This is a genomic window from Cohnella abietis (assembly GCF_004295585.1).
Lineage (GTDB): Bacteria > Bacillota > Bacilli > Paenibacillales > Paenibacillaceae > Cohnella > Cohnella abietis.
In genome coordinates this window covers 5,104,227-5,129,093 of record NZ_AP019400.1, presented here as the reverse complement: position 1 = coordinate 5,129,093, position 24,867 = coordinate 5,104,227, and the positions used below count along the sequence as shown (strand labels likewise).

Below are 24,867 nucleotides of genomic sequence, written 5' to 3'. Positions count from 1 at the left end.
TGCTCTTCATAAGCTAGTTGTGGTGAGAATTGATAAATAATCGGGTCTTTTCAGCAAAGCTTCACAACAAAGCTGGAATTTATAATAGAGTTGCAAATGATCTTAAGCTAGTGGGAGGCTAATCATATGAAAAAAGGGATTAACGCATGGTCATTCCCAGCAGGAATGGGCGCGAAAGATAGTATTCAGCTTGCCAAAGCTGCAGGGTTTGAGGGGATTGAGCTTGCGTTAGCAGAGGATGGAGAGCTTAATCTTACAAGCAGCAAACAAGAAGTACTGGAGTTAAAAGATTATGCAGCAGACACGGGTATTGAATTGACTAGCCTTGCTAGCGGCTTATATTGGACTTACAGCTTAACAAGCAATTCTGAAGAAATACGGAATAAAGGGTTGGAAATTGCGCGTAAGCAATTGGAGACAGCAGCCCTTCTAAACGTGGATACGATATTACTAATACCAGGTGCAGTCGGTGTCGATTTTATTCCGGGTTTCGAAGTGGTTCCTTATGATGTGGCCTATGATCGGGCGCAAGAAGCTGTATCACTTTTAGCTACAACAGCTGCGGAGTATAAGGTCAACATAGGGTTAGAAAATGTGTGGAATAAGTTTCTGCTGTCACCGTTAGAGATGAAACGCTTTATAGATGAGATCGGTTCACCGTGGGTCGGCTCTTATTTGGATGTAGGTAACACGCTGGCGAACGGTTATCCAGAGCATTGGATTTCTATCCTCGGTGAACGAATTAAGAAGGTGCATTTTAAGGATTATCGCATGCAGGCAGGAGGCTTGCATGGATTTGTCGATCTGTTGGCAGGAGACGTGGACTATCCAACCGTGGTTGAAGCTCTATCTGCAGTTGGATATGACGGATATGTCATTGCGGAAATGATACCTTCATACACTCATCACTCAGAGCAAATCATTTATAATACATCGCTATCTATGGATCGCATATTGGGGAGGGGAACGGTATTATGATTAAAATTGGGTTGATCGGTACAGGCTTTATGGGAAGTATGCATGCATCTTGTTACGAAGCATTAGCAGGAAAAGTGGGTTTCCAAGTAACTGCTGTCGCGGATGATAATTTCGAGAATGCGACAAAGCTTGCAGCAAAATTCGGAGCAAAGGCTTATTCATCCGGTGAACAGCTCATTCTTGAGGCAGATGTAAACACGATTGATATTTGCTTGCCGACCTTTCTTCATACGAAACATGCCCTGCTTGCGCTGGAACAAGGCCATAATGTGTTCATTGAGAAGCCAGTCTGTTTAACTGAGGACGAGGCACACCAGCTGCTGGACAAGAGCAGCAAATCTCCAGGTAAGGTAATGGTCGGCCACTGTATCCGTTTCTGGACGGAATATCAGTATTTGAAGGAAGTAACGGATAACAGCACCTTCGGAAAAATCATATCAGGTGTGTTCAAGCGGATTAGCCCGAGACCGGATTGGGGTTGGAACAACTGGCTTCTAGATGGCAAGCGCAGCGGTTCTTCGGCTCTTGACCTACACATCCATGATGTAGATTACGTGCGTTATTTGTTAGGTGAGCCCGAATCTACGGTAAGCTCCGCGGTCAATAAAGATGGCTTCGCTGATCATATCTTCAGCACATACAAATACGGAGAAGCTGTCATATCCCTAGAGGGCAGTTGGGAGTATCCAGTTGGGTTCCCGTTCGAAATGTCTTATCGCGTTCGTTTCGAGCAGGCGACTTTGACCTTTAGCTCCAGTAATGGCGGTGTAGATGTATATACCGAGAAGGGCGAACACTACCGCCCGCAGCTTGAAGGCGACGCTCCCCAAGATAGCGCAGCACTAGAAGGGGGCGGTAATCTATCCTCGCTTGGTGGTTATTACAACGAATTGCTTTACTTCCTCCAGTGCTTGACGGAAGACAAGGAAATTACCGTTTCTCCACTGGAAGAGGGGATTGCTTCTTTCCGGCTTGCAAGACGGGAGATTGCTTCTGCTCTTAAGTAGAGAAGTTCTATCTAATAGGATTTTCAGACAAAGACCGCCACCTCTATCCCGATTTGGGAAGAGGAGGCGGTCTATTACATAAGTAAAAGGAAACTCGGGCGTACGACTTAATCATGTATGAAAAGTCTAAATCGAATTTCCCGCGAATCGGCATAAACCTCAATACTGTTTCAATTGACTTTTTATGTGTTGGAAAATATGATGTTAATAATTGGGATTGAGAGTGTGGATTTATTTCGTTTGATACATACCACAGGCTGAGTGCCTGTGGCTTATTGTTTTTTTAAGAGAAAGAAGGTCTGTTTTATGAATATATCTACAAGTGTAACGCAAAAACAATTGATAGATTTGCTACTAAATGTGGCAGTAGTTCGACCGGTATTTGTATGGGGAGCACCGGGCATTGGTAAATCCTCTCTAGTTCAGCAATTTGCAGAAATGGTGGGACTGCCATGCGTGTCTCTACTAGGCAGCCAGTTAGCGCCAGAAGACCTAATCGGTGTGCCACAGATTGTAGATGGCAGGAGCCAATTTTGTCCGCCGAGCATGATTGCCAGAGAAGATCCATATTGCTTATTTCTTGATGAACTTAATGCTTGTACCCATGAGGTTCAGAAGGCGTTCTATAGTTTGATTCTGGAGAAAAGAATTGGAGATTACGTCTTGCCGGAGGGTTCAATTGTCATTGGTGCTGGTAATCGGGCTCAGGATAGTGCCATTGTTAAACCGATGTCCTCGGCGTTGATAAACAGGATGTTCCATGTTGGGCTAAAGGTATCCCATAGGGAATGGTTAGAATGGGCGTATGATAAAGGGATTCACCCTTTGATTACGGATTATATTCAAACTAGACCGGATCATTTGTGGGTGCAACCACCTAAGCACGAGGAGCCTTTCTCTACTCCTCGCTCGTGGCACATGTTAAGCGATGCATTGAAGGAATATGGGAATCCTATTCAACCTGAAACGATTGAAGTTTTGGCTAATGGGTGTTTATCACCACATCATGCGGGTCAGTTCAAAGCCTTTCATAAACAACTCGCGAATAAATATCAACTGTCTGCTATTCTGGAAGGCGACGCGAATTGGCCGTATAAGCCGGAAGACAGAGACATTTTGTATTTTCTTGCTCAATCTTTTCGTTCTCAGCTCATCAAAGAGCTACCGTTATCCAAGGATACGATGTCAGATCAACATAAGAAGTTGGCGCACCGTTCTAAAGCGTTGATCAAGGAGCTCAGCACGATCAGTATGGAAATCGCCCAAATGATTGTAGCTAGGAACAACGAAGATGAAGGATTGCCGGATTGGTTTTTGGTTGAGGTTGTCCGCGACCTTCCTAGACTTGTTCAGAAGAAGGATGGCAGCTGATGGTGAAGAAAAAGACTGAAATAGATCAAGCCACAAAGCAGTTTAATGAAGGGCTAGAGTTTGTGATGCGGCATCCGATGTTTGCTCCACTTGCGCACCATGCGCAGTTCGTTCGCAGGGAAGGAAGCCTGTGCCCAGAAGAAGGATGGGCTGTGGTTACTATGAATGGGCAAATTCACTCGCATCCGAAGAGAAGAGCACAGCCAGAGGAGTGGGTGTACATTCTCACTCATTGCCTGCTGCATTTGGGTTTCGGTCATTTTCAAGAGAAAGAACGACCAGACTTGTGGAATGCCGCATGTGATTATTTCATTGCTAAGTTTCTATGGGATATGAAGCTGGGGAAGACACCGACGGGGATGGATATTCGCATCGATTATTCAGTGAAGTCTGAAGAGGAGCTGTACCGCAGTTTTCTTGATAATGGCCTACCTCCGAATTTTTATAGTTTAGGAACAGCGGGACACGGCTTCACGGACATGCTAATGAAATCCCCTGAATCAAACAGTTGGAATAAAAAGGTGAATTGGCAGGATTGTTTTGGCAAAGGACTTGCGATGGCAGTGAGTAGCGCAGTTAAAGTAACGGCTGGTTACGAAGCATATTTGGGCGCGGAAAAAGAAGTATTCACGCTAGCACAAAAAGCGAAAACTTGGTTTGTAAACAGCTACCCATTAATCGGTGCGCTAGCAGCGGATTTTAAAATTATTGAAGACCCACTCCTCTGTCAACGATTGTCCATTTCCGTTGCGGCTGTTGACGCAGAGATGAAGGAGATCTACATGAACCCGGCTGCAGGATTAGATGAGCAGGAAAATCGGTTTGTCATGGCACACGAGATTCTTCATGTCGGGCTACGTCATCATGCGAGAGCGGAAGGAAGGGATCATTATCTTTGGAATGTCGCTTGTGATTATGTGATTAACCATTGGTTGATGGAAATGGGACTGGGAGCGTTTCCGCGAGTGGGTGGAATGCACGATCCGGAGTTGAAGGGACTATCCGCAGAAGCAGTGTATGATCGTATTGTTACCGACATGAGGCTATACCGCAAGCTTTCCACTTTTCGTGGTGTCGGGCTTGGGGATATTTTGGAGCCTCAATCCCCTGATTGGTGGAATCGCAAGGATGGAATGGCACTCGACGATTTTTATCGGAGTGCATTAAGCCAAGGGCTGGAGTATCATGAGGAACAGAATAGAGGTTTACTCCCAGCTGGATTAATTGAAGAAATTAAAGCGCTAGCGCAGCCTCCCATACCGTGGGATGTTGAACTTGCCAAGTGGTTTGATCATTACTTTTCACCCATTGAGAAAATTCGAACTTATGCAAGAGTAAGTCGCAGGCAATCCTCCACTCCGGATATTCCAAGGCCGAGATGGATTCCTAATGCGGGTGACGAGGAGGGGAGAACCTTTGGTGTTGTACTGGATACCTCTGGGTCGATGGACAGCAAGCTGTTGGCTAAAGCACTAGGAGCTATTGCAAGCTACAGCATCTCAAGAGACGTTCCTTTGGTGAGGGTCGTTTATTGTGATGCTGCTGTTTATGATCAAGGTTACATGGCACCGGAAGACATCGCCGATAGAGTATCGGTCAAAGGCAGAGGAGGCACGATTATTCAACCAGCTATTGATCTATTGGAGAAAGCAGAAGACTTTCCGAGCAAAGGTCCCTTACTGATCATTACGGATGGTTACTGTGATAGGCTAACGATTCGCCGTGAACATGCGTTTATTTTGCCGAAGGGGCAACATTTACCTTTTGTACCAAGAGGAATAGTCTTTAGGATTTAAAGCTGAAATCGTATAAAATGAGGTGAGCAACCTTTATTGCATAGGATGCATTTGAATAGAAGGAGTGGTGAATATGAATCGGCATACCATTCTGTTAGCTGCAGAGTTTTTCCAAGAAGGCAACGAATTTTATATGACTTTTTATTGCGAAATCCCTGGCGTGAAGAAGGGATATTTATATATAAATCTCGGACACGGTCAACCTAAAAATGCCTTTTGGAAAGGGCTATTGTTAACTTTACAACGAATCAAAAACAATCAAAAACGAACTCTTGAACTCGCGATATGCTCTACATATATGACAGCCTTTAGTGAAGGTAATGGGCAGGCCGAAGTCATACAGGCATTAAATCAGTATTCGAGCTACACAATAATCGACTATAAACCTTTCGTGGATGATCTGGAGAAAATTTTGCTTGTCGGAAAAAGCAGCGAAAGCCCACCGTGGACTCTGGTCGGATACTCTATGGATCAATTTGCGGAGATGAAGAACCAATCTCTCACACTAATGAAACAACAAGCCAAACAAAATCGCTTTTATACAGAGATAACGATGCCTAAGAGCGGTGTTGTGCTTGATTTTGAAACGACCTCATATATTACCAAATTTGCTCGAGTTATCGAGATTAGCGCCTTGAAATTCGAAGCGGGCGAAATTATTGACGAATATCATACATTGGTCAATCCGGAAATAAAAATACCGAAAGCGTCTAGAGATCTGACGGGGATTTCGCAGGAAGAAGTAGATGCAGCGCCTAAGAGCTTCGATGCCATGAAGAAGCTTTACGCGTTTATCAAAGACTCTGATATTATAGTCGGTCACAATATTGCTTACGATTACGAGTTTATAGAGAAATTTTTTAATAGGTTTCATTTTCCCGTGTGGAAAGGAAAGCTCCTATGCACGATGAGATTAGCCAAAAGCTTTAAGCCAGGGGTAAAGGATTATAAATTAGAGACGCTTTGTGATTTTTATAGGATATCGAACGAACGGCCGCATCGGGCTTGGAGCGACACCAGAGCTACACTCGAAGTCATGAAGCATTTGTATCAGGATAGTTTATTACTAGATGTCGAAGTGATAGCTACTCCACGAGTTGAATAGAGGGCAGTAGAAGCTCACTAAACCTAGTAGACTCAAATCTTCGCAATAACCGTCCGCAAGTATTCAGAAGGAGACATGTCCGTGAACGATTTGAAGTGTCTGGAGAAGCTATGGACGCTGCTATAATGAAGGAGCTCCGCGATTTCGGTGAAAGTATGCTGCTGTGCGCGGATGATGCTCTTGGCGTGCTGGATTTTCAGATTGCGATAATACTTCATGATGCTGACTTCCTTGCTATCCTTGAAAATCGAGAGAGCATGGCTTTTGCTTAAATTAAATTGTTTATAGATTTGCTCGAGGCGTATATCTTCATATACATGCTGTTCCATGTAGTCGCACATTCGATTGACTAAATCCTCTTCGCTTCGCTGCTTGGTCGAACCAGACAAGCGCTGTTCCCTTCTCGCAAGCTCATCCCCAGCATCTCTTAAACGAATGAGTAGCATCTCCAAGTAAATTTTGATCAGCTGCTCGGAGCCGATAGGAGCATCCGGACGTCTGAAAAGCATATGGTTTCTCGGATCATCATAAGGTGGGGAGAAGGCAGCGAATCCGTTTTTCATGATTTGGGCCAATATTTCACGCTGCTGGACATCCAGAGTGAAAATTTTATTTTCAAAATAGGAGATTTCCTTAGAGTTACAAACGAATGAAAGAATAATAACGTTCGGAGCGATTTTCTTGTTTGCCCACACACCGTGAAATTCGTTCGGCTTGTGAAAGATCATATCCCCTTGCTTCAGACGGTAGCCTTCCGTATCCGCAAATACCTCAAGCTCACCCTTGTCCACATACACGAACTCCCAGAAATCATGCTTCTCCCCTTCGAATGCGAAATCCTTGGAGAACTCGAAGTAATGAAACGAAATAAGCTGTTTAACTGCCAGCGGCTCTTGTAGCTTCGTTCTTGCGAATTGCATGTCTGTATCCGTCATCGGCTAATGCCTCCGTTAGGTATGCTCTGTTGTGGTCTATTATATCATTTCAGGTTTAGGTATGACTCAGAAACTGCGGACTTATTGCTACCTTTCATGGTCTTTTTGCTAAAGAATGCTCAGGTAAGAACGCTTACACTCAAGAGAGTAACGTTCTGGAAAATGAGTATGGGGGGATTTGCAGTGAACGTATTGGCAGTAGGCTGTCATCCGGATGATTTGGAAATTGGCTGTGGTGGGACGCTGGCAAAGCTGGCATCACAGGGGCATAATGTAACGATGGTACATGTAGCTAACGGGGATAAAGGCCATAAGCTAATTAAACCAGATGAGCTAATACAAATAAGAAGACTAGAGGCTAAGGCTGCAGGTCAATTAATAGGTGCTGAGGTTATCAGCTTGGAAGTGCCTGATTTGTCTGTAAAATCTGATCAGGATGAGCTGATTAGCAAGCTCGTAAAGGTCATACGCAAAGTAAAACCGGATTATATCATTACACATCCTCCGGAAGACTATATGAAGGATCATATGGAAGTGTCCCGAGCCGTATTCGATGCTAGCTTCGCGGCCACTGTACCTAATTACAACAATGAAGCTGATGAGGAAGCCCATGATAAGGTGGCTCCTATCTATTATATGGATACATTAGCCGGAGTCGGGTTTTTGCCAACAGAATATGTAGATATTAGTGATTTTATCGAGACAAAAATACAAATGAACGATTGTCACCAGAGCCAAATTAAATGGCTTTATGAGCATGACGGTATCGATTTCCTCGATTTTGTTAGAACGGTTTCGAAATTCCGTGGATTGCAGTGCGGTAAGGCGTACGCGGAGGGCTTTATACAATGCCAAGCTTGGCCACGCTTAACGACTGTAAGGCTGTTGCCCTAGTAGGGACACTAAAAAATAAAGATTAGAATAGGAGACTACTCATTATGAATTTTATGCAAACGGTTAAAGGATCTTTGTTAGAGGGCTTCTATCCGGCAGGCTGGGACATGGAAGCGATTGATAAGTGCTGCTCCAATCCGCCTGAGACAATTAGCGATCGTCAAGCTTTCTGGCATGAGGAGTTTCAGCCGATTTCGTGTAACGAGGTGCAGGAGCTTGATGTGAAAATGGGGCATGAGATTGCTACACAAATCCGTCAAAGTAAATCTGCAGGACGTAAGGTTGCCTTTATTTTGCCGGTAGGTCCGATGGGGATGTACAAATGGGCGGTTTATTTTCTTAAAGAATGGAACATTGATTGCTCTCACGTGTTCGGATTCAATATGGACGAATGGAGTGATGGAGAGGGTCAAACTTTGCCATCCGACAACCCAGGCTCCTTCCAATACGCTATGGAGCAAGCATTCTATGGACCTCTTGGCGAGCTAACTGTACCTGTAAATCAGCGCCACTTTGCGACTTTAGAAACCCTACCAACCTATGCAGATAAAATTGCAGCTTTGAAGGCAGAGGGTGCAGAGCTGATTACAGTGTTCGGTATCGGTCGAATGATGCATATTGCATTCTGGGAGCCGCATTTCGGAGCGGAATTCGAGAATGATGTGGAATGGAGCAAGCAAACACATCGAATTGGTGCACAGCTTCACCCGCTTACGATTGAACAGAATGCGATTACGAGCTTTAAGAGCCGTACGACATTGGTACCTTGCCGCGCGAATACGATAGGACCGGGGCTTTTCCTGCAATCGGATCGTATAATTGGTGGCTGCGACGGAGCTCTGGGACGCGGCATGCAATGGCAGGGACTATCACTTTGGACGACTCTTCGCCATGGACCTGACAGGTGGCTGCCTTCTACTTATATGCCTACCTTGCCTGGTAAGCTATTTTTCTTGAACGAACTAGCAGGTCCATTGCAGGCTGACGTTAACTAATTTTTTCACAACGATATTAATAATTGCAGCGTTAGATAAATACAATATTTTTATGAAACTACAAACCGTTTTTTTTCGTATTAAAGGTGTTGGTTGCTTTTTATGTCAGAGGCGCCTCCAAATCCAGCAGGCTTTATCATGGGATAAAGATTGCTACAAACTGGGGTTCGCATATGATCGATAACATCTTGGATTTTTTGCTTGATTTCGGTCCCTGGGGACTGTTTATTCATTCCTTTGCGGACGCTATTATTTTTCCGATTCCCGCTTTTTTCCTTCAGGTTCCGCTTAGCTTGATGAATCCTTCATCGGCTATTCAGTTGGCTACAGTGGGTTATATTGCCTGCTTGCTTGGAACTCCTTTCGGGTATTTGATCGGTAAATTACTTGGTAAAGCAGTTCTTTACAAAATGCTCAAAAAGCAGTGGATCGATTCTGCGACGACAATGTTTCAGAAAAATGGAGAGGCCGCTATTCTGATAGGGTCGTTTACTCCGATTCCCTTCAAGGTGTTTACTATTTTGTCGGGATGTTTAAACTTTCCTTTATGGCGTTTACTTATTTATGCGGCTATCGGTCGTGCAGTTAAATTTTACGTCATCGGTATTTTATTTTATTCCTTCGGACGTTCAGCTGAATCAATGGTCAAGGACGTTACGCTCTACATTTTCTTAATTGGAGTACCTATCTTGCTATTAGGACTGTTTATTAAGCGTAAAATAAGCAAGAAGAAGAAATCTAAGGATGCTGTTGAAGCTAACGCTAGCATTTCTTCACAGGAAGATCATGCAGGATAATCTGAAGGAGATTAACAAAAAAAATCGCCCCACTTGTGGGCGATTTTTTTGTTGTTATCGCTCTAATTTCCATCTGTATGCTCTTTTCTGTAGGCGACTGGACTAAGCCCGTAATGCTTCTTAAAGGCTTTGCTGAAATAATAGATGTCTGGAAATCCAGCTTGTTCAGCGATTTCCTTGATAAGCAACGCCGATGGGGGCTGAAGGAGCTTTCTCGCTTTCTCCAGCCGAATACGATTCATTCTATCGACAAGGGTTATACCCGTACGTTGCTTGTAGATTCGGCACAAATGTCCATAGCTCATATGCAGTGAGGCGGCAAGCTCTGTGACATTGAATTGTTCACCCATGTAGTCCTCAAGATAGACCTCGATTTTTTTGATGAGCATATCTCGTGGTCCAGAATATTCTGGGGACGTATTTTCTTCTCTATTGTTAATTTGGATTAGAGCTTCTAATAGACGTACGAGTATTAACTGAAGGGATAGCGGAGAGTTTCCAGCTAAGGCTTCTTGAAAGAAATGTAGAACAATGGCTTTGATTCCATAGTGATCAGGGTATCCGCCGGGCCTCCATTGATGAAGCTTATCGAGATTGATAAATAAGGCATCGTTATTGTGTGATTGTTCAGAGTGCCGAATTCGCCATCTGATGCAAATCCCTTCATGCGGATTATAATTTTTATAGGTATGTGAGTGGATCAAGCCTGGCGGGATAAGAAAAAAGTCACCCTCGTTGATTGTGACAAGCTGATTGTCAAAGCGTGTTTGCATTTGTCCAGTAAGTACATAGTTAAATTCGAACCAGGTATGGGAATGTGGTGGACATTTGCTGGCATTGCCTACTTGTTCAAAAACGATATCGATCCAATCTATGACAGTATCATTGATTTGTATTTCATGACAAAGCTGATTGAAAACAGCGGGCAGTTCAGCTTTTAAGCGATTAATTTCCACAGCTTTGCCTCCTTGAGTTTAGCCTCTATTTTTCAATCATATCATAATAGGACAAAAAGTCATTCGAATAAGCAATTTACTCACAAACGGGATCCACATGATAATAAGGAGGAAAGAAGACCATATCATGGGGGGATTTCCTTGAAGAAGCTATATCTGTTAAGTAACGCGCATTTAGATCCGGTATGGCAGTGGGAGTGGGAAGAGGGAGCAGCAGCGGCGGTATCAACATTTCGCGCGGCAGCGGATTTCTGCGAGGAGTTTGACGGTTATATTTTCAATCATAACGAAGTGATTCTTTATAAATGGATAGAAGAGTACGAGCCCACCCTATTCAAGCGTATACAGCGTCTAGTGAGCGAGGGCAAGTGGCACATTATGGGCGGTTGGTACCTGCAGCCAGATTGTAATATGCCGTCAGGTGAATCGTTCGTTAGACAGATTCTATTAGGCAAGTCGTATTTCCTTGAAAAATTCGGGGTAGAGCCTACTACTGCGATTAATTTTGACTCGTTCGGGCATACCCAAGGACTTGTGCAAATTATGCAGCAGGCGGGTTATGATTCTTATATTTTTATGCGTCCAGATGGATTCGATAAGGCACCGGCTAGGGAATTTGTTTGGGAAGGCTTCAATGGTAGCGAAATTATGGCTCATCGAGTGATGGGGGGATATAATTCGGCTCTTGGTGAGGCTCATATTAAAATAAATAATGCTTTAAACGATATGCCTGACAATACCATCTCTATGGTGTTATGGGGAGTAGGTAATCATGGGGGGGGGCCGTCTCGTCTTGATCTGAACAAAATCAAGGAGATGATGGACAACGCGAACGGGTATGAGCTTATCCATTCTAGGCCTGAGACATATTTCAAAGCTTTGAAGGAAGCAGTGGAGCTTCCTCGTTATAATGGGGATTTGAATCCACGTTTTGTTGGCTGCTACACCTCTATGATTCGAATTAAACAAAAGCACCGACAGTTGGAAAATGAGCTATATATGACGGAGAAAATGCTATCAGCCGCTGCGCTGCAAGGAATGCTATCGTATCCTGCATCAGATCTTCATGAAGCGACGTGTGATCTGATGATGGCTCAATTTCACGACATATTACCGGGTTCCTCTATTCAGCCCGCTGAAGAAGCGTCTTTGCGTTTGATCGATCATGGTCTCGAAATCGCTGCTCGTCTAAAAGCCAGAGCCTTCTTCGCCTTAGCTGCAGGACAGCCTAAAGCAGAGCTTAAAGAGTACCCTGTGCTCGTTTATAATCCTCATCCATTTCCTGTTAAGGGTATCTTTGAGTGTGAGTTCATGCTGGAGGATCAGAATTGGAAGGACGAATTCTCGATGCCCGTTGTCTATAGGGATGGTCAGCAAATCGCGTCTCAGCCTGAAAAGGAGCTTAGCAATCTAAATCTAGATTGGCGTAAGAGAGTTGTTTTTGAGGCGGAGCTGGCTCCATCTTCAATGAATCGCTTTGATTGCCGAATTGAGATGCTTGAGCGAAAGCCAGAGCCTGAATTAAAGCTTCAAGACGGGAAATATCATTTTGTAAGCGATGAGCTGACGGTTACTGTGAATACCCGTACAGGTCTGATTGATGAATATCTTGTTGGTGGTGGTTCATACTTGCGACCAGATGCCTTCTGTCCAATTGTCGTAGAGGACAATGAGGATCCTTGGCGGATGGATACGAATACATTTGCTCATGTAATCGGCAAATTCTCGCTGATGGATACTGGAGCAGGTACTGACTTCTCAGGTGTGAAGGAAAGATTGCTGCCGTCTGTCCGGGTTATTGAGGATGGAGAAGTAAGAACTGTAATTGAGTCTGTACTAGTATACGGTAACTCCTCGATTTGTTTAACCTACAAGCTTCCGAAGAAGGGAACGGAGATTGAGGTTCAGGTTCGAGTGTATTGGAATGAAAAGGACAAGATGCTGAAGCTATCGATTCCAACAGAGCTAAGAGACGGTATTTACTTTGGACAAACTGCGTTTGGAGCTCAGCAATTGGCAGCTGACGGGGAGGAAACGGTAGCTCAGAAATGGGTAGCCATCCAATCCAATGAGAGAAATCAGGCGATTACGTGTATCAATAATGGAACCTATGGATCAGACTATCGAGATGGGGAGCTTCGTCTTTCTTTGCTACGGAGCCCTGGTTACTGCGCTCATCCAATAAATGACCGTGCGATTGTTATGCAGGACAGATTTTCTCCTAGAATTGATCAAGGGGAGCGCCAATATACATTCTGGTTTAATGCGGGAGCGCTTGAAGAGAGACGTACAGTCGTTGATCGTGAAGCAGATGCTCATAACGAGAGACCGTACGCGCTTAGCTTCTTTCCTTCTGGTGACGGCGAAAAGCCAGCTTCCTATCTTCAGCTTGAGGAAGGAACGATACAGCTTAGTGCATTCAAGAAAGAAGAGCGCGGGGAAGGCTACATTATTCGTTTGTTCGAGCCAACGGGCCATAAGCAGACGACCTTCGTAACGATTCCTTCACTAGGTATTCGGCAGGAGGTTCAGCTCAACGGGTTCGAGATTAAGACTTTGCGATTGGATGAGAAAGCTGGAGTGTTAGTTGAAACTCGTTTGTGTGAGAACTAGGGCTGGAGTTAGAGATAGAGCTAGAGCTAGAGCTAGAGTTAGAGTTAGGGCACTGGTAGAAGCATCTAGTTAGGTTGCATAAGAGAATTAACGTCATGGCGTCAAGACTAGCGGAAAGCTTTGGATATCTTCGGATATCTGAAGCTTTTTTCGCATTGGGGTGTTGGGGCACTGGGGCAGAAACCTGTCCTTCTTCACGTTCACACTAGAGTAGAAGGGTTGTTAGTGGCACGCATGGTGGAGATGCACGAAATAATCGAACAACGAGGTAGCGGGAGGGCAAGTTTGGAGGTAGATGTACGAAATAATCGAGCAACGAGGTAGCGGGAGGGCACGTTTGGAGGTAGATATACGAAATAATCGAGTAACGAGGTAGCAGGTGGGCAAGTTTGGAGGTAGATGTACGAAATAATCGAGCAACGAGGTAGTGAGAGGGCATGATTGGAGGTAGGTGTACGAAATAATCGAGTAACGAGGTAGTGGGAGGGCACGATTGGATGGAGATGTACGAAATAATCGAGTAACGAGGTAGTGGGAGAGCATGATTGGAGGTAGATGTACGAAATAATCGAGCAACGGGGTAGTGGAAGGGCACGATTGGAGGTAGATGTACGAAATAATCGAGCAACGAGGCAGTGGGAGGGCACGATTGGAGGTAGATGTACGAAATAATCGAGCAACGAGGTAGCGGGAGGGCATGATTGGAACGAGGTGTACGAAATAATCGAGCAACAAGGCAGTGAGGGGGCTTGATTGGAGGTAGATGTACGAAATAATCGAGTAACGAGGTAGTGAGGGGGCGCGATTGGATGGAGATGTACGAAATAATCGAGTAACGAGGTAGTGGGAGAGCGCGATTGGATGGAGGTGTACGAAATAATCGAGTAACGAGGTAGCGGGAGGGCTTGATTGGAGGTAGATGCACGAAATAATCGAGCAACGAGGTAGTGGGAGAGCATGATTGGAGGTAGATGTACGAAATAATCGAGCAAAGGTGTCATGGGAGGGCGTGATTGGAGCGAGGTGTACGAAATAATCGAGCAACGGGGCAGGGAAAGGGCATGATTGGCTTCCTAGCCCGCTTCTGGGAACTATTATTAATCAAACAGTCCCCATCATTGAACGTTTGCGATATTGGCTTGGCGATTGGCCTGTTTTTTTACGAAAAAGTGCGTAGAAAAACTTAAGGTCTCGATAGCCAACCTGTTCGGCGATTTCTTTAATTGGAGATGAGGTTTGGCTGAGCAAATCGCAGCTTTTTTTGATTCGAATGTTCTGCAAATACTCCGTGAAGGATTGCCCCGTCGCCTGCTTAAACATCCTTTGCATATAGCTCGGACTGGTGGGAAGCAGCTTGGAAATTTCTACAAGCGTTATGGCACGGGAATAATTCTCCTCCATATATTCGAGAACGGATCCGAGCAGTGAATTGGCTGGAAGCGAGGAGGCGAGATTCAATTCCAGCCGATAGAGATAGACGAGCAGTCTCGTCAGAAGAGCATACATACTAGCTTCATAAGCAGGCTGCCGCATACGATACTCTCTGTGGAGGGCTTCCATACTTATTCGGCCTTCATGGAAGGTATCTTTGTAGCGTCGATAGGCATGCGTCTGACCCGTTAATAAAGACAATATCTCTTCGGGAAAAGGATACGAAGACAAAATTTTCATCGGTACAGAGCTGTCGAATAAGCAATTGTAAACGATGAGCTCGTCCTTAGAGGCTTCAGAAGCGGGACGATACACGTGCTGTGTTCCAATGGGGACGATAAAGAGCTCTCCCTTTTCCACAAAAATTCTCTCATCTCCAATGTAATGGTAGCCTTTTCCCTCAGCTACATATTGGATTTCAACGAAATCGTGGATATGGATGGGAAGGGTAAAAAACTCTCGTTCCCTAGTTACGTACAAAGGAAAATCGGAATTCCAGAACATTCGACCTTCTAAAGTGTGCGGGGTGGATGGCATGAGAATCGACCTTTCATCAAAGGATGTAATTGCCCTATTAATAGCACAGATCACCCCCTATTTACAAGGAAAAAGCGTATGTTATGCTGTGGAAAAGTGCGAGGGGCTGACGAGTATCAAACGGACAATAGATTGGACAATAGATTGGACAGCAGATTGGATTTGGTGGTCAAAGCGAGTTAGGATCAATGATTTTGCTTATTTTCGTAAGGAATTTGCGGTCAGAGACTCGCTTGTGTCAGCGCAGTTGTATGTCTCGGCGCATAACACAGCTCATGTATACGTTAATGGGACGAAGGTAGGCGGCTACGGCTCTCCTGCACCTACAAACCCTTGGAAAAGGAAATATTATTTGACTTACGAAATTACCGAGCATCTAAATGATGGTCTGAATTGTCTTACGGCAGATGCGCATTACCTTGGAGGTAGTGGTCAAAATTTTGTTAACGGGTTGCCTGGCTTTCGGCTTGAGCTACACCTGACATACGCGGATGGTTCAAAGAAAATTGTGAAAACCGATGGAACTTGGGAAGCTTTGAAGGAAATACCTCATCGGATAGGAGCCCCGTATCAACAAAATCGACGGGTATCCGCGATAGAAGATTATGATGCTAGGAAATGGGATCCTAAGTGGCGCTATATAGGCTGGAAGGATGCAAGCAACACCATTAAAGCAAAGAAAGCGCGGATCGGTCGGGACGAGTGGAACATGATGGAGCAGCAAATACCGGAAGGCGCCATCGAAGAAGAAATTCGACTAACGAAGCTAAGCGCTCTTGCTGTAGAGGGAGAGCTTTCATTCGCTCAGGTGTTCGATGTAGGAAGAATCGTTTCTGGATGGCCTAAATTGTCTCTAAAAGGATTCGAAGGAGCAACGGTTCGTCTTCGCTACTCGGAGGATTTGGATGAGAACGGCCGAGTAAAGCACAATGTAACTAATGAGCATTCAGACAATTATTACGATGAATATACAATGCGGGGTGACGAGCTAGAGAGCTGGCAGCCTGATTTTTCCTATAAAGCTTTCCGCTATGTGGAGGTAACGGGCTATCCTTTGCCAATAGAAAATGGAAATGAAGTAAACGTGTGTTTAGCTTACACTGCTATACCTTATGTAGGTAGCTTTAATTGCTCCGATGAGAGTCTTAACGACTTATATGAAGCGTGCATTCGCACTCAGAAAAATAACACGCTTGGTCAAACAGTCGATTGTCCTCACCGTGAGCAAGCACAATATACCGCGGATACTGATCTCCAAGCAGAATCATTACTCTATAACTTCGATGCTATAAGTGTAGTTGAAAAAACGCTTAGTGATTTCACGGATGCACAGCTGGAGGATGGGACTTTTCCTTTCGTAACGCCTACTAATTATGAGCATCCGGATTTCAATTTACAGATTCCGGAGTGGGATTTGCATTACGCGACTCTCTTATGGAAGCTATATCAAGCATCAGGAAATGTTAAGCTGCTAGATAACTCCTATGAAACTGCACGCCGGATGGTGGATTATTTTATAGGTAAGCTTGATCCAGTGACTGGGCTTGTCCCGCTAGACAAGGGCTGGCACATCAGTGATTGGCCTTATCCATCCGTGGATCATCAAGGAGAGTTTCTTACCGTTCAACAGGTTAAGCTGATTCAGGCGATGCAGATTGTTAGCCAGGCGGCAGAGCTTATAGGCAAACAAGACGATTATAAGTTATATAGGGAACATGCAGCATGGCTAAGCGATAATCTTGTTAAACATCTATATGATGGAGAGCTCAAGAGGTTCAAGGACAGCTCGGAATCCACTAAAACGCATCAAGGCGTTACGGCAATTGCTTTATATGCGGATCTAGTCCCAACGGCGGATCGCGAAGCGGCTGTTGCTTATGTAGCAAGTAAACAGTTTGAGTGCAGGACGGTGCTGTCCTTACCGCTTTTACGGATGCTGTTTGAAAATGGGCGCGGGGACGAGGCATATGAGCTACTTAGTCGGAAGGAATATCCAGGCTGGGGTTATATGATTGCACAAGGCGCAAGAACGATGTGGGAGGGCTGGGAGGATATGGAGAGCCATTCCCATGCGTGGAATGGATATCCTGCTCGGCTACTACAAGAATATGTAGTAGGAATTAAGTCAGAAGCTCCAGGGTTTGCAAAGGCAGTTATTCGTCCTTATTTGCCTGAAGGCTTGGCGTATGCGGAAGCCGAAGTTTGGACTCCACTTGGAACGGTGTATGCGGGTTGGGAGCGAGTAGCGGGAGGGAGTGTCCGTGTTCGGGCACGGATACCTGCTGGTATGAGTGCGAGGCTTGAGCTCAAGCTTGCTAGTGGCAGCGTTAAGCAAGAATTGAATTTCGGGGAGAACGAAGTAACCTTGAATTAATAGAGATAAAATTTACATAGGACACACGGGAGGTTATACTCTTGTGTGTCCTATTAAATGAGGCTGGAAGGGGCTTTAACCAAAATGGAGCCAATCTTGAGTATGCAGCAAATAGAGCAGCTTAAATCTCACTCGAATCTATTGATTGATAGCTATTATAGAGCGACTGGTCAACATTTAGTGGATTATGATTCTAAGCTGCAAGAGGCAGCGACTGTACTGTTCGAGGCGGACTTTGTTGTTTTGTCACACGGAACAGAGCTGGATCCTGTATTGAACTATGGAAATAGAACTGCTTTAAAGCTATGGGAGATGGATTGGGAGACATTCACCACAACACCTTCACGTTTAACAGCAGAGCCAATGGAAAGATCAGAGCGGGAAAAGCTACTAAGCAATGCTAAAAAGCAAGGCTACTCTGATGGATATACGGGTATTCGGATTTCTAGTAGCGGCAATAGATTTGAAATTATAGAGGCATTGATCTGGAATGTTACTGATTTGGAAGGCCGCTATTACGGACAAGCCGCTACGTTCAGCAAATGGAAGCCAGTGTAGGTAGCAATATAACTCATGCCTTTGTCAGTATCACTGCTCAGCGCCCTTAATAGGGCGTTTTTTCTTGATTATTATGCATTTATAATTTTCATGCTTATAACCTCAACTTTATTGAGAGTTGCTCGTCATAATAGGTAACAGAGGCCGTGCGCACGGTAATTGTCACTTTATCGGTTGGGGGATAGCTGTTATATGCAGATCCAAATAGATGCACTAAGTAAAAGCTATAGCAAGGGCACTCATGCACTGGACAACCTTACATTATCCATTGGCAGTGGTATGTTCGGCTTGTTGGGGCCTAACGGAGCAGGCAAATCTACTTTTATGCAAATTCTTGCAACGCTGCAGCGACCTACATCTGGTGACGTCGCTTTTGGGAGCTTGAAGATAGGCAGGGATGATCAACAAATCAGAGAACTGCTCGGCTATTTGCCTCAGGAGTTCGGCGTATACAAGAAGCTGACCGCTTATGAATATTTGGATTATGTAGCTCTCATGAAAGGTTTGTCGAACACGATACAGAGGAAGCTGCAGGTTAATGAAGTGTTGGAGCAGGTAAATCTCACAAGTGTACGCAACAAAAAAATCGGAGGGTTCTCAGGAGGCATGAAGCAGCGTGTTGGTATTGCACAAGCGCTGCTGGGCAATCCGCAAGTCATTATTGTGGATGAACCGACGGTAGGTCTTGATCCTGAGGAGCGAATTCGCTTCCGCAATTTACTCGGGGAATGGAGCGAGAGCAAAATTATTATTCTCTCCACGCACATTGTCAGCGATATCGAGAGCAGCTGCTCCCGATTAGCGATTATGCGGCAAGGAAAGCTATTATTTCATGGCACGCAAGATGAACTCCTTGTAAGAGTAGCCGATCAGGTGTGGGTAGGAGTCGTGACCGAGGCAGAGCTAGCAAGACTTAGGGAGACTGGCACTGTTGCAACCGCGAGGAAGACTCAAAACGGATATGAGGTGCGAGTAATATCGAATGTACGACCGTTTGATGATGCGATAGCTGCTTCACCGGGACTGGAAGATGCATACATGAGAATGACGGGAGGTACCGCAATTGGGTAACTTCTGGAAATATCTCATGGTCGAGTGGAAGCTATTATTTCGCGGACCTGTATTTTGGGTCATCACCCTCATATGCGGTGGTGTGCTTTATCTATTCTCAAGCATTGAGAACTTTGCTGATAGTAGAGGAATGTATGCGATGCATCAGAGTCAGTTTCTGATGATTGTATTTCTGTTTACGCTGCTACTTGCGATGCATCTGGCCAGACGGGAGACGCTCACTAGGAGCAATCTGATCCTTCATGCGCTGCCCTCTCGCTACTTGCAATTACAGGCTATGAAGATTGTTGCGTTGGCGGCACCGATGTCTATCATCGCGGCTATACCGGCTATTTTTTTCGCAATAAATGTCATCCTCATTGATGGAACGCCTATTTCTGACGCTTTATATGGCATTCTCATTTTGCTCACATCGGTGATCCCCGTATGGTTTATTGCTGTCGTTGGTTATATTGTCGGTCTGCTGTCTAGCAAACGTTGGATATACATCGCCGGCCTTGCGTTGTTTTTATCAATGACGTACTTGCTCCAATTTTTAATATCAAAGTGGTTTCCTCAGAATTGGATCATGCTACTGGAATTTTCCCAGGTGGATCTTTTTCGAACGGAGCTCTATTCCAGGCAATGGGGTTTTATGCACGGCACGACCTTCTGGCTTCATCGGCTGTTTTATCTGAGCTTGCTCATAACCGCATTTCTTGTCCTCGTTATCCTTGGCATGAAACGTCGATATGAGCGCCAGGGATTGCGTAACATTTATTTTGCCGCAATATTCTCAAGCCTGCTCGCTATTATAACCGCTTATTTGTATATGAATATTTCAATGGACAGGTTAGCGATTATCAAAACTGAACTCGATTTTTACAAGTCTACCTATGAAATTACCTATTACTCTAAGGATGGGCAGGAAATCGTAACGGATAACAAAAAGCGTGAATTGGCGACGATAGCGGAATATGCAGGTATTGCGGCCACGAAGTATGATTTAACTCTCCACGTGGAGAAAAAGCATGGTTTAACGATAGAAGCGGCAATCCATATGAACAATGGAACTAACCGGGTGCTTGACCGTTTTCCTGTAACGCTTAGACATATTTATGATTTATCCTCTGTGGTAGTTAATGGGGAAGCGGCTACTTACGAGTGGGAAACAAATCGCGATTTTGTATGGGTTGTACCTGCACAGCCGCTCCCAATTGGGGAAAAAGCAGTTATTAATATGACATACAATGGTACGGTGAACAGTTGGCGGTATGATCATGACAGTGGGTTCGGTCTTTATTATCGTAATGCCTTCGTCGATGATGATCGTCTTTATCTTCCGGGTACCTCAGGCTGGTTCCCGATCCCCGGTACCCATTCTTTGACGCAATACGTGCTCAGCTACTATAACAACCGAGGTGGTCCCAAACCCAATCTAGTAGATTCTCTATTCGCAATTCCTAATGCAGATTATAACGTTAAGATTATTAGCGCAAAGACATTAAACGTCGTACCTGTTGTGGGAGCAATTGTTCGGTCAGATAATGACAGAGGTGTCTACCAGACTGAGCTTAGTGCCAAACAAGCCCCCGGTTTCTCAGTGATTGCCGGTCCGCTTAAGCTTCTAAGTTATCCAGGGACGAGCCATAGCATTTCCATTCTCGTTGATGGCTGGTATGTCGGACGCTCTGAAGAGGAAACAGTTGGAAAGTGGACAATGTTCACTGAACAAGTATTGCAATTGCTTACGGAACTATGGCCTGAAGGAAGTGGAAATGAGGCTCGGAAAAGTAGCAATAAACTCGAAGATTTCCCGGCCTCCTTAACGTTGCTGTTGGAATATCGAAGCCCCACGAGCATTAATAGGCGAATCAATATTGCAGATCCCGCGATTATTAACGCGAATGGGCTGGTTTATGCAGCTGATTATTCTAAAACCATGCCCCGTCTTGATCCTCATATGAAGACAAGGTGGCTGCAGACGCTATTTGAGCAGCAGCTTGGGGAAATTGCTTTTCAATCTAGCGAATTTAATTATTTGCTGGTTGCCTATTTAACGGCTTCTACTGATACTGAGCACAAGGCGCAGCTTTTGCCGATGAAAGATCCAGTTATCTACAGTATAAGCAGTAAATACAATCAGGAATTCAATCAGATTTACAAGCAGTCTACAGAAGCGGAGTTCAAGCATTTTATTAAAGCTTATTATGAGATGCTGATGGGGATATCCGTTACCGGGACTAATTGGAAATATGAGCAAGTGATTGATGCTGAGCGCAAGTTCATCCAACAATGGGCGGAACGAGGCCAATGATGGTCTATATGCGTAAAATCGTCTATTCCTGTAAACTGATGCTGTCGGGTTATCTGTACGGAGCGCTCCTGTATGGGATCGGATTGCTGTTACTCCTTGCGAACACAAAGGAGCTCGGGATCGGAGAAGCGGAGTTACATACTCTGTGCTCCATTCTCCTTCTTGGAATGGCCCCCTTTTCCATTCTCATTTTTTCCAACCTCTTCTCGGAGGAGATGGAGGAGCGGGCGCTAGGCCTTATATTCACATATCGTCAAAAGGCGGTTACCCTGCTAATTGAAAGAGTAGTTGTTGCAGCCCTCCTTACAGTTCTTTTGTATGGGTTATGCCTGGTGACAGCGCATTATCGGATATTAAAGCTGAACAGCACTGATGTGTGGGAAATAAGCAAAATGATATTGCCAGCGAATCTGTATCTCGCTTCTTTAGCTCTTTTCTTCAGCCTTATAGGTCGAAATGTGCTAGTAGGTTTAGGGGTTGGTATGGGATACTTCATCTTAGAAATGATGACAATGGGGCAGTGGACGGGTCCGATGTTCCTTTTTCAATCCATATGGCCTAAAGGCGTTATTTCATTGGAAGAACATTCATTGTATCTTTTGTTCGCGAGTGTAGTTTCTATGGTCTTCTCCATTCTTATTTTCACATATGGCAAACATAGGCTAGCTCATAATCCTTCCTAGAGAGGAGCTGCGGCTTTTGACTGACGAGCAGCTGCTAGAGCAGTTAAAGCTAAGAAATAAGGCCGCTCTTGAAGCGGTCATATACCGCTATCATGCTCCGATATTTAGTTATATTACAAGGCTTGTCCGTCATCCCCACATCGCAGAGGATCTTACACAGGAATGCTTCACGCGCCTGTGTCTGGCAGTACGAGATGGCAGACTCCCTAACGATTTACGTCCATGGATGTATACAATTGCGACGAATCTATGCAAGGATCTGTGGAAGAAAGTCTCCTATAAGAAAGAGGTGCTTACGGATGATCAGACTTTGTCTGCTGAGCAGGATCAGCATACTGTAGCCTCAATTCTGGATCGTCAGTGGCAACGAGAGGAAGTCATTCGCGGATTATCGTTGTTGAGTGATGAAAACCGCCAAATAGTTGTGCTTCGTTATTATCAGGATCTTAAGCTTCAGGAAATTGCGATCATAATGGAGCTACCACTTAACACGCTGAAGTCAAAGCTATATCAAGCATTGAAGAAGCTGGCACAACTGCTGGAGGACAAGGAGGCTGCGAACGATGGATAACAAGCTAAAAGTCATTCTGAACAAAGGGAATACTATGACCCCAATAGATGAGCTTGACTCAATCGAATTCGAGTCACTGTCCGAACAAGAGAGGGAGCGCTTAAATCAGATGCTTCCCCGTTACACAGTTGCTGAGCCGACTACCCGCCAGACAGCAATGCTAATAGACAAACTTATGCCACTGCTCGATACAGATCAAGCGGAGCTTCCTAGATTTACGGATCAGACTAGTTCCTCGGTTCAGCCTAGATTTGCGGATCAACTCCATCATGATAGGGTTGCTTTGTCACAATCGTTGTCGGCTCGTTTTGTACGCACTGTAATGCCGCAAATTGTTCTCCTGTCAGGCTGGTTCTGGGCGGGGTCGTTGCTGGCAGTCATTATTAGCGTAATGTTCATGAGAATATTCGAGCAGTTCGAGCTCCTGACCTCCTCGAATCCTATTATTATGATGGCACCACTGTTATCGTTGGTTGCCATTATCTATGCTTGCCGCTCATACGGCACGTCAATGTTTGAGCTTGAGAGATCGTTTCCCTTATCGCCTGCGAAGTGGATAACGAGTAAAATTACCGTTGTACTTTGTTACTATATTGCGTTATTCGTGCTTGCGAGCTTTATTTTTACTTGGCACAACGACAGGGCAATTGTACCTTTTACAATCAGCTGGCTTGTCCCTTTATGTCTTTATAGCAGCGTGACGCTTGCTTTGCTCTTGCGCCTAGGAAATGTGACTACCGCGTTCACTATGACAGGACTTTGGTTAGCACAAATCATCGGCAGTGAAAAGCTGGGACCATTGTTCTTACTTGGAGATAGTGAATATACCTACTGGGCTTTCAGTAAAATCATTGGAGCATTAGTGTCACTGCTGGCCTTAGCTTATATTCTCTTTCACTTACGTAAGAAGGATACATGGTCTGTGCAAAATCATAATTTGAAGAATATACTCCCATCTGGTGGGAAATCATGATTCAGTTAAGGCTACACGATGTTTCTTTCAGGCAGCCAGATGTCGCATTACCTGTGATCAGGCAAACAAGCCTAACGCTTGCACCTGGACTGTATTATTTGTTTGGAGCTAACGGGAGCGGAAAATCTACTTTATTGAAGGGTTTGGCGGGTATACTGGCTCCGGCGTCCGGTAATATCAGCTTAGCCCGGCACAACCAGGTTATTGAAGGAATGGAATATAAGCTTTATACGGGGTACGCTCCTCAAGAGGCGTCCTATTATAACGGGTTAACTGTGATGCAATATTTGAAATATATTGCCGGCATGAGATTGATTCCAGCACCTTTAATTGCTTCTAGAATTGAAGACGTTACGAGACTGCTCGGCTTAACGGGGATGGGAAAGCGTAGGCTAGAGCTTCTGTCGGTCGGGCAGAAGAAGCGGCTTATGCTGGTGCAAGCCGTGCTTGCTGATCCAGATTTGCTGCTGCTCGACGAGCCACTTGCTCATGCAGATCCGCATGAAAAGGAAATGTTATCAGAGTGGATGAGTGAAGGTGGACGGGAAAAGGTCATAATTGTGGCGCATCACCCATCGGAACGAAAGGTCGATAGCAACAGTCATATCCTGTTTATAATGAAAGGTCAACTGATGGGCCCTTATTCGTCTAACGAGCTGATTACGGAATTGGATGGGCGAATCGTTAGCTGTCGTGTTCCAAAGCTGGTATGGGAGCAGGAGAAGGGGAACTGTCGACATCAGGGCTTGCATGTCCTATCTGTTAAGTATAACGCCGATAGTGTTGAAGTGAGAATGCTTATGGAAATTCCCGGTTCAATGCCAATGCTGCCTTATGAGATCGTTTCCCCTACTATGGAAGATGTTTTTATGTATTTCCAAAAGGTGTTGGCACAGGAATAACCTCCTGCACCAGCACCTTTTCGT

20 protein-coding genes are annotated in these 24,867 nt (G+C 44.9%); 17 read left to right on the top strand and 3 right to left on the bottom strand.

What is annotated here, in order from left to right:
* Positions 1 to 126 precede the first annotated feature (126 nt).
* From KCTCHS21_RS22615 to KCTCHS21_RS22595, 5 genes are all read left to right on the top strand, one after another.
* Entirely contained in the window at positions 127 to 978 is an 852-nt protein-coding gene (locus KCTCHS21_RS22615) for a sugar phosphate isomerase/epimerase family protein (RefSeq protein ID WP_130613663.1), read from the top strand.
* Entirely contained in the window at positions 975 to 1,985 is a 1,011-nt protein-coding gene (locus KCTCHS21_RS22610) for a Gfo/Idh/MocA family protein (RefSeq protein ID WP_130613661.1), read from the top strand. The genes KCTCHS21_RS22615 and KCTCHS21_RS22610 overlap by 4 nt, the downstream gene beginning before the upstream one ends.
* Positions 1,986 to 2,291: 306 nt before the next feature.
* Positions 2,292 to 3,356 (top strand): AAA family ATPase, encoded by a 1,065-nt coding sequence (locus KCTCHS21_RS22605; protein ID WP_130613659.1) that lies wholly within the window; start codon positions 2,292 to 2,294, stop codon positions 3,354 to 3,356.
* Positions 3,356 to 5,152: a vWA domain-containing protein gene (locus tag KCTCHS21_RS22600; protein WP_130613656.1), complete on the top strand. Its 1,797-nt coding sequence runs from the start codon at positions 3,356 to 3,358 to the stop codon at positions 5,150 to 5,152. Before KCTCHS21_RS22605 ends, KCTCHS21_RS22600 begins: the two co-directional genes overlap by 1 nt.
* 73 nt (positions 5,153 to 5,225) lie before the next feature.
* Positions 5,226 to 6,257 (top strand): 3'-5' exonuclease, encoded by a 1,032-nt coding sequence (locus tag KCTCHS21_RS22595; protein ID WP_130613654.1) that lies wholly within the window; start codon positions 5,226 to 5,228, stop codon positions 6,255 to 6,257.
* A gap of 32 nt (positions 6,258 to 6,289) precedes the next feature.
* Here the strand turns inward: KCTCHS21_RS22595 and KCTCHS21_RS22590 are convergent, their stop codons facing one another.
* Positions 6,290 to 7,192 carry an AraC family transcriptional regulator gene (locus tag KCTCHS21_RS22590; protein ID WP_130613652.1) on the bottom strand — a complete coding sequence of 301 codons (903 nt, stop codon included), beginning with the start codon at positions 7,190 to 7,192 and terminating at the stop codon, positions 6,290 to 6,292.
* A 183-nt stretch (positions 7,193 to 7,375) separates the two neighbouring features.
* Between KCTCHS21_RS22590 and KCTCHS21_RS22585 the strand changes: the two genes are divergently transcribed.
* The 3 genes from KCTCHS21_RS22585 (at position 7,376) to KCTCHS21_RS22575 (ending at position 9,878) form a co-directional block, all read left to right on the top strand.
* Entirely contained in the window at positions 7,376 to 8,086 is a 711-nt protein-coding gene (locus KCTCHS21_RS22585) for a PIG-L deacetylase family protein (RefSeq protein ID WP_157994104.1), read from the top strand.
* Between the two features lie 44 nt (positions 8,087 to 8,130).
* Positions 8,131 to 9,081 (top strand): sugar phosphate isomerase family, encoded by a 951-nt coding sequence (locus tag KCTCHS21_RS22580; RefSeq protein ID WP_130613648.1) that lies wholly within the window; start codon positions 8,131 to 8,133, stop codon positions 9,079 to 9,081.
* A gap of 173 nt (positions 9,082 to 9,254) precedes the next feature.
* On the top strand, positions 9,255 to 9,878 hold the full coding sequence (locus tag KCTCHS21_RS22575) for a YqaA family protein (RefSeq protein ID WP_130613646.1): 624 nt from the start codon (positions 9,255 to 9,257) through the stop codon (positions 9,876 to 9,878).
* Between the two features lie 62 nt (positions 9,879 to 9,940).
* Here KCTCHS21_RS22575 and KCTCHS21_RS22570 read toward each other — a convergent pair whose 3' ends face one another.
* Positions 9,941 to 10,834 carry a helix-turn-helix transcriptional regulator gene (locus KCTCHS21_RS22570; protein WP_130613644.1) on the bottom strand — a complete coding sequence of 298 codons (894 nt, stop codon included), beginning with the start codon at positions 10,832 to 10,834 and terminating at the stop codon, positions 9,941 to 9,943.
* 141 nt (positions 10,835 to 10,975) lie between these two features.
* On the opposite strand from KCTCHS21_RS22570, the gene KCTCHS21_RS22565 reads away from it, so the two are divergent.
* Positions 10,976 to 13,447 (top strand): glycoside hydrolase family 38 N-terminal domain-containing protein, encoded by a 2,472-nt coding sequence (locus tag KCTCHS21_RS22565; RefSeq protein ID WP_130613642.1) that lies wholly within the window; start codon positions 10,976 to 10,978, stop codon positions 13,445 to 13,447.
* A 1,101-nt stretch (positions 13,448 to 14,548) separates the two neighbouring features.
* Here KCTCHS21_RS22565 and KCTCHS21_RS22560 read toward each other — a convergent pair.
* The gene (locus KCTCHS21_RS22560; protein ID WP_130613640.1) at positions 14,549 to 15,415 is read right to left on the bottom strand and encodes an AraC family transcriptional regulator; all 867 of its coding nucleotides are present in this window, start codon (positions 15,413 to 15,415) and stop codon (positions 14,549 to 14,551) included.
* Here KCTCHS21_RS22560 and KCTCHS21_RS22555 point away from each other — a divergent pair.
* The 8 genes from KCTCHS21_RS22555 to KCTCHS21_RS22520 all read left to right on the top strand — a co-directional run bounded on the left by KCTCHS21_RS22555 (position 15,414) and on the right by KCTCHS21_RS22520 (position 24,843).
* Complete coding sequence (locus KCTCHS21_RS22555; protein ID WP_232057926.1) at positions 15,414 to 17,789, top strand: alpha-L-rhamnosidase; 2,376 nt, start codon at positions 15,414 to 15,416, stop codon at positions 17,787 to 17,789. The two genes, KCTCHS21_RS22560 and KCTCHS21_RS22555, sit on opposite strands and share 2 nt — an antisense overlap.
* Positions 17,790 to 17,891: 102 nt before the next feature.
* A complete protein-coding gene (locus tag KCTCHS21_RS22550; RefSeq protein ID WP_130616661.1) occupies positions 17,892 to 18,347 on the top strand; it encodes an MEKHLA domain-containing protein in 456 nt (151 codons plus the stop codon).
* A 192-nt stretch (positions 18,348 to 18,539) separates the two neighbouring features.
* On the top strand, positions 18,540 to 19,418 hold the full coding sequence (locus tag KCTCHS21_RS22545; RefSeq protein WP_130613638.1) for an ABC transporter ATP-binding protein: 879 nt from the start codon (positions 18,540 to 18,542) through the stop codon (positions 19,416 to 19,418).
* Positions 19,411 to 21,714, top strand: coding sequence for an ABC transporter permease (locus KCTCHS21_RS22540; RefSeq protein WP_130613636.1), 2,304 nt, complete (start codon positions 19,411 to 19,413; stop codon positions 21,712 to 21,714). The genes KCTCHS21_RS22545 and KCTCHS21_RS22540 overlap by 8 nt, the downstream gene beginning before the upstream one ends.
* Entirely contained in the window at positions 21,693 to 22,397 is a 705-nt protein-coding gene (locus KCTCHS21_RS22535) for a hypothetical protein (protein WP_130613634.1), read from the top strand. The genes KCTCHS21_RS22540 and KCTCHS21_RS22535 overlap by 22 nt, the downstream gene beginning before the upstream one ends.
* A 16-nt stretch (positions 22,398 to 22,413) precedes the next feature.
* Positions 22,414 to 22,968, top strand: coding sequence for an RNA polymerase sigma factor (locus tag KCTCHS21_RS22530; protein WP_157994103.1), 555 nt, complete (start codon positions 22,414 to 22,416; stop codon positions 22,966 to 22,968).
* Entirely contained in the window at positions 22,961 to 23,941 is a 981-nt protein-coding gene (locus tag KCTCHS21_RS22525; RefSeq protein ID WP_130613630.1) for a hypothetical protein, read from the top strand. The genes KCTCHS21_RS22530 and KCTCHS21_RS22525 overlap by 8 nt, the downstream gene beginning before the upstream one ends.
* Positions 23,938 to 24,843, top strand: coding sequence for an ATP-binding cassette domain-containing protein (locus KCTCHS21_RS22520; protein ID WP_130613628.1), 906 nt, complete (start codon positions 23,938 to 23,940; stop codon positions 24,841 to 24,843). Before KCTCHS21_RS22525 ends, KCTCHS21_RS22520 begins: the two co-directional genes overlap by 4 nt.
* Positions 24,844 to 24,867 lie beyond the last annotated feature (24 nt).

Coding starts and splice junctions, on each gene's coding strand:
- KCTCHS21_RS22520 (WP_130613628.1), top strand. CDS start 23,938: ATGATTCAGTTAAGGCTACACGATGTTTCTTTCAGGCAGCCAGATGTC.
- KCTCHS21_RS22605 (WP_130613659.1), top strand. CDS start 2,292: ATGAATATATCTACAAGTGTAACGCAAAAACAATTGATAGATTTGCTA.
- KCTCHS21_RS22595 (WP_130613654.1), top strand. CDS start 5,226: ATGAATCGGCATACCATTCTGTTAGCTGCAGAGTTTTTCCAAGAAGGC.
- KCTCHS21_RS22560 (WP_130613640.1), bottom strand. CDS start 15,415: ATGCCATCCACCCCGCACACTTTAGAAGGTCGAATGTTCTGGAATTCC.
- KCTCHS21_RS22545 (WP_130613638.1), top strand. CDS start 18,540: ATGCAGATCCAAATAGATGCACTAAGTAAAAGCTATAGCAAGGGCACT.
- KCTCHS21_RS22610 (WP_130613661.1), top strand. CDS start 975: ATGATTAAAATTGGGTTGATCGGTACAGGCTTTATGGGAAGTATGCAT.
- KCTCHS21_RS22575 (WP_130613646.1), top strand. CDS start 9,255: ATGATCGATAACATCTTGGATTTTTTGCTTGATTTCGGTCCCTGGGGA.
- KCTCHS21_RS22615 (WP_130613663.1), top strand. CDS start 127: ATGAAAAAAGGGATTAACGCATGGTCATTCCCAGCAGGAATGGGCGCG.
- KCTCHS21_RS22590 (WP_130613652.1), bottom strand. CDS start 7,192: ATGACGGATACAGACATGCAATTCGCAAGAACGAAGCTACAAGAGCCG.
- KCTCHS21_RS22525 (WP_130613630.1), top strand. CDS start 22,961: ATGGATAACAAGCTAAAAGTCATTCTGAACAAAGGGAATACTATGACC.
- KCTCHS21_RS22550 (WP_130616661.1), top strand. CDS start 17,892: ATGCAGCAAATAGAGCAGCTTAAATCTCACTCGAATCTATTGATTGAT.
- KCTCHS21_RS22535 (WP_130613634.1), top strand. CDS start 21,693: ATGGGCGGAACGAGGCCAATGATGGTCTATATGCGTAAAATCGTCTAT.
- KCTCHS21_RS22600 (WP_130613656.1), top strand. CDS start 3,356: ATGGTGAAGAAAAAGACTGAAATAGATCAAGCCACAAAGCAGTTTAAT.
- KCTCHS21_RS22580 (WP_130613648.1), top strand. CDS start 8,131: ATGAATTTTATGCAAACGGTTAAAGGATCTTTGTTAGAGGGCTTCTAT.
- KCTCHS21_RS22555 (WP_232057926.1), top strand. CDS start 15,414: ATGAGAATCGACCTTTCATCAAAGGATGTAATTGCCCTATTAATAGCA.